At 69.8% G+C, this 8,576-nt stretch carries 8 protein-coding genes; 3 read left to right on the top strand and 5 right to left on the bottom strand.

Features of this window, described 5'->3' with window-relative positions:
• A partial coding sequence (locus tag AC27VN_RS24405) for an ATP-binding protein (protein WP_490878178.1) occupies nt 1–1,536 on the bottom strand: 1,536 nt, incomplete at its 3' end.
• Between the two features lie 227 nt (nt 1,537–1,763).
• On the opposite strand from AC27VN_RS24405, the gene AC27VN_RS24410 reads away from it, so the two are divergent.
• The 3 genes from AC27VN_RS24410 (at nt 1,764) to AC27VN_RS24420 (ending at nt 4,514) form a co-directional block, all read left to right on the top strand.
• Nucleotides 1,764–2,750, top strand: coding sequence for a GlxA family transcriptional regulator (locus AC27VN_RS24410; RefSeq protein WP_490878179.1), 987 nt, complete (start codon nt 1,764–1,766; stop codon nt 2,748–2,750).
• 293 nt (nt 2,751–3,043) lie between these two features.
• Complete coding sequence (locus AC27VN_RS24415) at nt 3,044–3,799, top strand: SDR family oxidoreductase (RefSeq protein ID WP_490878180.1); 756 nt, start codon at nt 3,044–3,046, stop codon at nt 3,797–3,799.
• Nucleotides 3,800–3,833: 34 nt separating this feature from the next.
• Nucleotides 3,834–4,514 (top strand): class I SAM-dependent methyltransferase, encoded by a 681-nt coding sequence (locus AC27VN_RS24420; protein WP_490878181.1) that lies wholly within the window; start codon nt 3,834–3,836, stop codon nt 4,512–4,514.
• A gap of 38 nt (nt 4,515–4,552) precedes the next feature.
• On the opposite strand, the gene AC27VN_RS24425 is transcribed toward AC27VN_RS24420, so the two are convergent.
• The 4 genes from AC27VN_RS24425 to AC27VN_RS24440 form a co-directional block, all read right to left on the bottom strand.
• Nucleotides 4,553–5,452: a dihydrodipicolinate synthase family protein gene (locus AC27VN_RS24425; protein ID WP_490878182.1), complete on the bottom strand. Its 900-nt coding sequence runs from the start codon at nt 5,450–5,452 to the stop codon at nt 4,553–4,555.
• Nucleotides 5,453–5,495: 43 nt separating this feature from the next.
• On the bottom strand, nt 5,496–6,419 hold the full coding sequence (locus AC27VN_RS24430) for a LysR family transcriptional regulator (RefSeq protein ID WP_490878183.1): 924 nt from the start codon (nt 6,417–6,419) through the stop codon (nt 5,496–5,498).
• Between the two features lie 76 nt (nt 6,420–6,495).
• A complete protein-coding gene (locus tag AC27VN_RS24435) occupies nt 6,496–8,172 on the bottom strand; it encodes an MFS transporter (RefSeq protein ID WP_490878184.1) in 1,677 nt (558 codons plus the stop codon).
• 92 nt (nt 8,173–8,264) lie between these two features.
• The coding region (locus AC27VN_RS24440; RefSeq protein WP_490878185.1) for an amino acid synthesis family protein at nt 8,265–8,576 on the bottom strand (312 nt) is incomplete at its 5' end.

The raw sequence follows: 8,576 nt of genomic DNA on the forward strand, positions 1-8,576 counted from the left end.
GAGGCCCTGCGCCGCGCGGCGGTGCAGTTCGGCGCGCCGCGCCGCGCCCAGGCGCTGATAGAGCACGTGGCGATGCAGCGCATGGCGAAAGGCATGGCGGGCGTCGAAGCTGTCGTCGGCCAGCCGCTCGACCGCGAGCGGCACCAGCCACTGGCCCTGCCTGGCGAGCCGGTCGATCTGCGCGCGCACCGACAGCCGCGAGCGTTCGAGCATCGAGGCCAGCGGCTGGCTCCAGAACTCCACGCCGAGCACCGAGGCCGCCTCGAGCAGCGACTGGTCCTCGGGCTCGAGCAGCTCGAGCTGCCGCTCGATCAGGTGCGCGAGCCCTTGCGCCAGTCGTGCCGGCGGCTCGGCGAAGGCGTCGGGCGGAGGCCCGTCCGGGCCGTCCCGCGTGTCCGTGTGCTCGCGGTCGGCGGCATCGAGCCAGGTCGCGAGGTACAGCGGCAGGCCGCCGGTCTGCGCATGCAGCCGCTGCGCCAGGTGGGTCGATGGGGGCTGCCGTGCATAGCGGCCCGCGAGGTACTCGGCCACCTCGCCCGCGGAGAACGCGGCCAGTTCGAGGCCGCGCGCTAGGCCGCGCAGCCGCAGCCGCGCATGCAGGTCGGCCACGGCGGCCGGCCGGCCCTGCGCATCGGCGGGGCGCAGGCTCGCCACCAGCATCCAGCGCGCGCGTTCGCGCCGGCTGGCCAGGTGCTCGATCAGTTGCAGCGAGGGCAGGTCGCTCCACTGCAGGTCCTCGAGGACCAGGAGGATGGGCTGGGGCTCGGCCAGCCGGTCCAGCATCTCGCGGAACTCGCGCAGCACGCGCCCCGGACCCACGCCGTCGATCTCCTGCCGCAGCGCGAGGCGTTCGGCCTCGCTCGCATGCCAGGGCATCTGGGCCAGCCAGGTGGGCGCGATGCGCCGTATCTGAGGCACCGCGCCCGGATGGCTGCGGCACAGGCCGTTGAGCGCCTCGAGGATCGGCATGTGCGGCTCGTCCTGGCCACCCTGCTCGACGCACTGCCCGCGTGCCACCAGGGCCGCGCCCGCGTGCCGCGCGAAGTGGTCGATCAGCGTGGTCTTGCCGATGCCGGCCTCGCCGATCACGAACACCAGTTGCGCCGTGCCTTCGCGCGCCCGTTGCCAGGCCGCATGGAGCGCATCGAGCGCGGCCTGGCGACCGACCAGCCGGTCGCCGGCCGGCTGCACCCAGGCGGGAGGGGCTACCGTGGCGCCTTCGATGCCGGCGATGAAGCGGTAGCCGCGGCGCGGCACGGTCTCGATGTAGCGCGGCTGCGAGGGATCGTCGCCGAGCGCGATGCGCAGCTGGTTGATCGCGGTCTTGACGACGGCGTCGCTGACCACCTGCGCGGGCCAGACCTGTTGCAACAGCGTGGCCTTGGCGATCAGCCGGCCGGGGTGGCCCGCGAGCGCGCAGAGCAGCGCGAAGACCTTGGGTTGCAGCGCGACTGGCGCGTCGTCGCGCTGCAGGCGGCCGGCGGCCGCGTCGAGCACGAAGGGACCGAAGCGCAGGGGTGGAAGCGGGGCACTCACCATCGGTTCATCGCGGGGCGTCGGTTGCGAGGCGGCGGGGCGATGCGCATCGGGCGATTGTCATGGGGCAGGGGCTCGCTGGGTGGGATGTACCGATGCCGTCGGGGTGAATGCATGCCGCCCGCGGCACTCGAAGTCCTCCAGACGAACGAGGCACGGCGTTTTTCAAGCCGCGGATCTCGGGGTGCGCCAGAATCCCGGACCGATCCCGCCCCATCTCCCGCCCCATGCACCGCACCGTCGCCCTGCTCGTTTTCTCCGGCGTCCAGTCGCTCGACGTCAGCGGCCCGATGGACGTGTTCTCGGAAGCCAACCGCTTCCTGCCGGACGAGGACCACTACCGGCTCGAGACCATCGGCGTGGAGCACGGCACCATGCCGTGCTCGAACGGCCTCTCGCTGCAGGCGCATCGCCACTATGCCGAGGTCGACGATGCCTTCGACCTGCTGCTGGTGGCCGGCGGCCCGGCGCTGGTGCGGCAGCATTTCGATCCGGCGCTGTACCGCTGGCTCGAGGCCGCGAGCGCGCGGGCCGCGAGCTTCGGTTCGATCTGCAGCGGCGCCTTCATCCTCGCGCGTGCCGGCCTGCTGAACGGCCGCACCGTCACCACGCACTGGAACGACGCGGCGGCGCTGGCCAGCCTGTGCCCGAGCGCGCGCGTCGAATCGAACCGGCTCTTCAACCAGGACGGCAAGCTCTACACCTCGGCCGGCGTCACGGCCGGCATCGACCTGTCGCTCTACCTGCTCGCGCAGCACCACGGCAACGAGGTGGCGCTGCACGTGGCCAGGCGGCTCGTGGTGTTCACGCAGCGCGCGGGCGGGCAGTCGCAGTTCAGTCCCTTCCTCACGCCGCGGCTCGAGCCGGCGTCACCGGTCGCGCAGGTGCAGCAGTACGTGATGGCGCACCTGGGCGACGAGCTCACGGTGGCGGTGCTGGCGCGGGTCGCGCACATGAGCGAGCGCAGCTTCGCGCGCACCTTCGCGCGCGACGCGAAGCTCACGCCGGCCGAATTCGTCGAGAGCGCGCGGCTCGATGCGGCGCGCGTCATGCTCGAGAACGGCCAGGCGCCGATGAAGACCGTGGCCTTCGCCTGCGGCTTCCACGACGCGCATCGCATGCGCGCGGTGTTCCTGCGCCGCCTGGGCGTCACGCCGCAGCAGTACCGCGCGAACTTCGGCCGCACGCGGCTCGCGTCGTCGCCCGGGGGTTGACGGCGGCGCGCCGGCGCGTCGACAATCCGGCCCGCAGTCGCCCCAGCGGCGCGCTGCCGTAGGCGTTACCGTCATCCAACGCGTCCTTTGTCGAGTGGTTCCCAGCAGGGAGATCTCGATGCAAAGACGCCACGGTATGCCCTCCCTCTTCCTTTCGTTCGTCCTGTTCGCCTTCCTGCGCTGCATTGCATCGCGCGGCCGGCACAGGGTCTTTTCGCGTCCGTTCGCGAAGAGCGCCGCGAGGGTTGCCATGGCTTTCTCCATGACCCCCAACCCATCGAAAGACAGCCATCATGAAAACCACCGGCAACACCATCCTCGTGACGGGCGGCACCAGCGGCATCGGCCGCGCGCTCGCCGAGGCCCTGCACCGGCGCGGCAACCGCGTCATCGTCACCGGCAGGCGCCAGGCCCTGCTCGACGAGGTCACGGCCGGCCGAGCGGGCCTGTTCGGCCTGCGGCTCGACCTCGACGATGCCGCTTCGCTGCCACGCGTCGCGAGGGAGGTGCGCGAACGCTTTCCCGAGCTCAACGTGCTGATCGCCAATGCCGGCATCTCGCGCGCGGAAGACATGCGCGCCGATGCTTGGAGCGCCACCGATGCCGAAGCGATGGTGCAGACCAACATCCTCGGCGTGCTGCGCACTGCGGCGGCGTTCCTGCCGCTGTTGAAGGGCCAGGCCAATGCGAGCTTCATCGCGACCGGCTCGGCCCTGGCCTTCGTGCCGCGCGCGGACTTCCCGGTCTACTGCGCGAGCAAGGCCTTCCTGCACTCGTGGCTGCAGTCGCTGCGCCACCAGCTTCGCGCGGTCCCGGTCGAGGTGCTCGAACTCGCACCGCCCTATGTGCAGACCGAACTCACGGGCAGCGCGCAGGCCTCGGACCCGCGCGCCATGCCCGTGGGCGCCTACGTGGCGGAGGTGATGCGGCTGTTGGAGCGCGGCGATCATCCGCACGGCGAGCTGATGCTCGAGCGCGACCACGCGCGGCGCTGGGCCGAGCGCGATGGCCGCTACGAAGCGGTCTTCGCGGCGCTGAACCCCTGCTGAAGCGCACGCCAGGGCGCCATGCCATCATCGTTGGATGAACTCTCACAGTGCATTCAACAGTTCCGATGCGGTCGCCAAGTACGCCGAAGGTCCGAAGCGCAACGTGCCCGGCCACAGCGGCCTGCTGCCGATGACACGCATCCTGCTGGCCGAGCGCGTGCCGGCCGAGGGCCGCGTGCTGGTGGTCGGCGCCGGTGGTGGCCTCGAGCTCGAGGACCTCGCGCTCGCCCACCCCGGGTGGCGCATCGACGGTGTCGACCCGAGCGCGCCGATGCTCGATCTCGCGGCCCAGCGGCTCGGCCCGTTGACGTCGCGCGTGGCCCTGCACGAAGGCTATGTGCAGGACGCGCCCGAAGGCCCCTTCGACGGCGCGACCTGCCTGCTGACCTTCCATTTCGTGCCGCCCGACCAGCGCCTGCCGACGGCGCGCGAGATCCATCGCCGCCTGAAGCCGGGCGCGCCCTTCGTGGTCGCGCATCTCAGCGTGGAGGACGGCGAGGGCCAGCGCGAGACCTGGATGAAACGCTACGCGGCCTTCCTCGTGTCATCGGGGTCCGACCCGAAGCAGGCGGCGGCCACGAGCGAGAAGGTGCAGAAGGAGCTGGCGATTTTGTCGCCGGCGCAGGACGAGGCGATCCTGCGCGAGGCGGGGTTCAGCGGGGTGCAGCTCTTCTACGTGGGGTTCACGTTCAGGGGGTGGGTCGCCTACGCGTGACGGCGACCGGCCGCTCACTACGGTTTCTTCACACCTTGTCAGGCGATCGTTCGCGAATCCAGCTCCCTGAGCAAGCGCTGCAGCTGCGCAACCGACGCCTCGTCGAGCCCTTGCAGCGGCAGCCGCGGCACCCCCGCCTCGAACCCCCGTAGCCGCAGCCCCGCCTTCACGGTCGTCGGCAGTCCGCCCTTGAGGATGAACTGCAGCACCTCGAGCTGCCCGTAGAAGATCGTGCGCGCCGCCTCCATGTCGCCCGACAGGCAGGCGTCGTGAAGCGCGACGGGCCAGGCCGGAATGATGTTGGGCGCCGCCGTGCACCAGCCCACGGCACCGGCCGCGAAGGCCTCGAGCGCCAGCGGATTGCTGCCGTTGAAGAACGGGATCTCGCCGTTCGACAGTTGCCGGATGCGGTGCATGCGCTGGATGTCGCCCGTGCTCTCCTTGACCATCGTGACGTTCGCGATGTCCCGCACGATCCGCACGATCAGCTCGGGCTGCATGTCGACGCCGCTGGTCGCGGGGTTGTTGTAGAGCATGACCGGCAGTCCGATCGCGTCGGCGATGCTCTGGTAGTGGCGAAAGATCTCGGCCTCGCCGAGCTTCCAGTAGGACACGGGCAGCACCATGACCGCGTCGGCGCCGGCCGCTTCCGCGAACTTGGCCTTGCGCACCGCGTTGCGGGTCGTGAGGTCCGAGATGCCGACGATCACCGGCAGGCGCTTCGCCACCTGGGCGATCGACGCCTCGGCCACGGCATCCCACTCCTCGTCGGACAGGTAGGCGCTTTCGCCGGTGCTGCCGAGCGGTGCGATGGCATGGGAGCCCGAGAGCACCAGCCGCTCGACCACGCGGCGGCTGGTCTCGAGGTCGACGGCGCCGCTGCGCTCGTCGAAGGCCGTGATGGGATAGGAAACGATGCCGAGGATTTTCTTGTTCATGAGATTGAATGAGCAAAGGGTGGATGGAAGAAAGCGATAGGTGTCAGGCCGAAGCCGCCGGCTGCTGTGCCGCGAGCTTCTCGGCCATGAGTTGCGCGAGCAGGTCGAAGACCGCCCGGATGTGGGGCAGGTACTGCAAGTCGTACTGCACGCTGATGAACAGCGGCACGCGCGCGGAGCGATCGGGCAGCAACCGGATCAGCCCGAAGGACTCGGCTTCGGCGTACGAAGGCAGCAGCACCACGCCCAGGCCCTCCCGCGCCGCGAACAGCTGCGAGAACATGCTGGTCGCGCGAAAGCCGATGCGCGGCGCATCGACGAACTCCTCGAGCCAGCGCGCCGAGGGCAGGTAGATCGGATCGTCGATGTAGCCGATGAAGAAGTCCCGCGCCAGGTCCTCGGGCCGCGCGATCTCGCGGCCCGCCAGATAGGAGGCGCTAGCATAGAGATGGAAATGCACGTCGGCCACCTTCTGCGTGTGCAGCGACTTCGGCGGGGGCTCGAAGAAGCTCACGAAGATGTCCGACTCGCGGCGCGCGATGTCCACGTAGTTCGAGGTGGTGGCAAGCTGGATCTCGATCGCCGCGAAGCGTTCGTGCAGCTTCCTGACCGCGCGCGAGATCAGCATCGCGCCCACGCCCTCCATCGTTGCGATGGAGACGGTGCCGGCGTTCTGTCCGAAGCGGTCGGCGGTCAGTCCCTGGATTTCGTGCAAGGCCGTTTCCATCTTCTCCACCCTCGTGAACACTTCCCGTCCGAACGGGGTCAGGACGATGCCCTTGCGGTCGCGCCGGAACAGCGTGCCGCCCGAGCTGTACTCCACCTGCGCGAGGCGGCGGCTGATGGTCGACTGGTCGACGCCGAGCTTGCGCGCGGCGGGCGCGAGCGCACCGCCGCGCGCGACTTCGAGCAATGCGCGCAGGTGGTCCCATCCGAGTTGATCCAGGGGCAGGTGCTTGGTGGCCATGGCGTTGAAGGCTGAACGAAGGAGCGAAGACATTAGTCCAGCGTGGGCCCGGGCGCCATCGGTGCAAGCTTGCGGTTCAGGCCGCGGCCCGGGTCTCCTTGGTGTCGCGCAGCCAGATCGCGCCGATCACGAAGGTCATGAGCGCGCCCGCGACCGGATAGGCGAGGCCGGCATAGATGTTCCCGTGCTCGGCCACGAGCGCGAACGAGATGGTCGGCAGCAATCCGCCGAACCAGCCGGCACCGATGTGATAGGGCAGCGACATCGAGGTGTAGCGGATGCGCGCGGGGAACATCTCCACCAGCAGCGCCGCGAGCGGCCCGTAGGTGATGGCCACGAAGCCCATGAAGACCAGCAGGATCAGCACCACCATCGGCGAGTCGATGCCCGCGCGGTCGGCGGTCGTGGGATAGCCCGCGCCCTGGAGCGCGGCGCCGATCCGCGCGCGGAAGCCGTCGATCTCGGCCTTGCTGGCGGGCTCGAAGGCGTTGCCGTTCGCGACCAGCCGTCCCTGCACCGAGGCGATGGCCCGGTCGCCGACGGTCACGGTCGCCAGTTCGCCGGCCGCCGCGTCCTTGACCTCGTAGCTGGCCGCGCTCTGCGCCAGCACGCGCTTGGCGATGTCGCAGGAGGTCCGGAAGTCGACATCGCGCGCGATCGGGTTGCCCTGGAACGAGCATTCGCGCGGGTCGGCCGTCAGCACGATCGAGGCGCTCTGTTGGGCCCGCTCCAGCGCCGGGTTCGCGTAGTGCGTGAGCGCCTTGAACAGCGGGCCATAGGACAGGGCCGCTACCAGGATGCCGATCATGATCAGCCACTTGCGGCCGATGCGGTCCGACAGCGCGCCGAAGAAGATGAACAGCGGCATGCTCAGCACCAGCGAGGTCGCGAACAGCGTGTTCGCGTAGATCGGATCCACCTTGAGGATCTGCGTGAGGAAGAACAGCGCGTAGAACTGCGAGGTGTACCAGACGATCGATTGCCCGGCGCACAGGCCGAACAGGCAGATCAGCACGATGCGCAGGTTCTTCCATTCGCCGAAGGCCTCGCGCACCGGCGCCTTGCTGATGCCATTGCCGGCCTTGAGCTTGAGGAACACCGGCGACTCCTTCATCGAGACCCGGATGTAGACCGAGAGCACGAGCAGGCCCAGCGAGATGATGAAGGGGATGCGCCAGCCCCAGGCATCGAACTGCTCGGGCGACATGGTGCTGCGCACGCCGAGGATCACGACCAGCGACAGCAGGAAGCCCAGCGTCGCGGTGGTCTGGATCCACGCCGTGCTGGCGCCGCGCTTATGCGGCGGCGAGTGCTCGGCCACGTAGGTGGCGGCACCGCCGTACTCGCCGCCGAGCGCCAGGCCCTGGCACAGCCGCAGCACGATCAGGATGATCGGCGCGGCCACGCCGATGGTGGCGTAGTTGGGCAGGAAGCCGACCGAGAAGGTCGAGATGCCGATCAGCAGCAGCGTGATCATGAAGGTGTACTTGCGCCCGATCATGTCGCCCAGGCGCCCGAACAGCACGGCGCCGAGCGGCCGCACGATGAAGCCCGCGGCGAAGGCGAGCAGCGCGAAGATGAAGGCGGCCGAGGGGTCGAGCGCCGAGAAGAACTGCTTCGCGATGATGGTCGCGAGCGAGCCGTAGAGGAAGAAGTCGTAGTACTCGATGACGGCGCCCACGGAAGAGGCCACGATGACCTTCCTGCCTTCCGCGCGATCAGTCGCACCCGTCAGGGTTGCGGGGATGTCCATGCTTGTCTCCTGTCTTGTGGTTCTCAAGGGAGGAGGCCGCCCGGTGGGGCTCCTCCCTGGCCGGCCACGTGGCGTGGCCGGTGGTGGGCGCTTCAGGCCTGGCGGCGCGCCCGGATGTCGGCCACCACCTTGGCGACCTGCTCGGCGCTGGCGCCCTTCACGCGCGCATTGATGCGCACGGTGCCGAAGCCGACGAACAGCACCAGTTCGTCGGGGCCGGGCGCGCCGGGAATCGCGAGGGTGATGCCGTCCATGGCGTCGTAGTCCCAGGCGTCGTCGGCGCCGCCGAACAGCAGGTCGACCGAGCCGCCGGCCGTCGACACCTTGGCATTGCCCGGAATCAGCGCGGGGCCCGCGCCGAGGCCGGTGCGCATGGCCAGGCCCAGGCGCGGATGGATCAGCGC

It is taken from the genome of Variovorax sp. 20P10.2.4, from assembly GCF_058244205.1.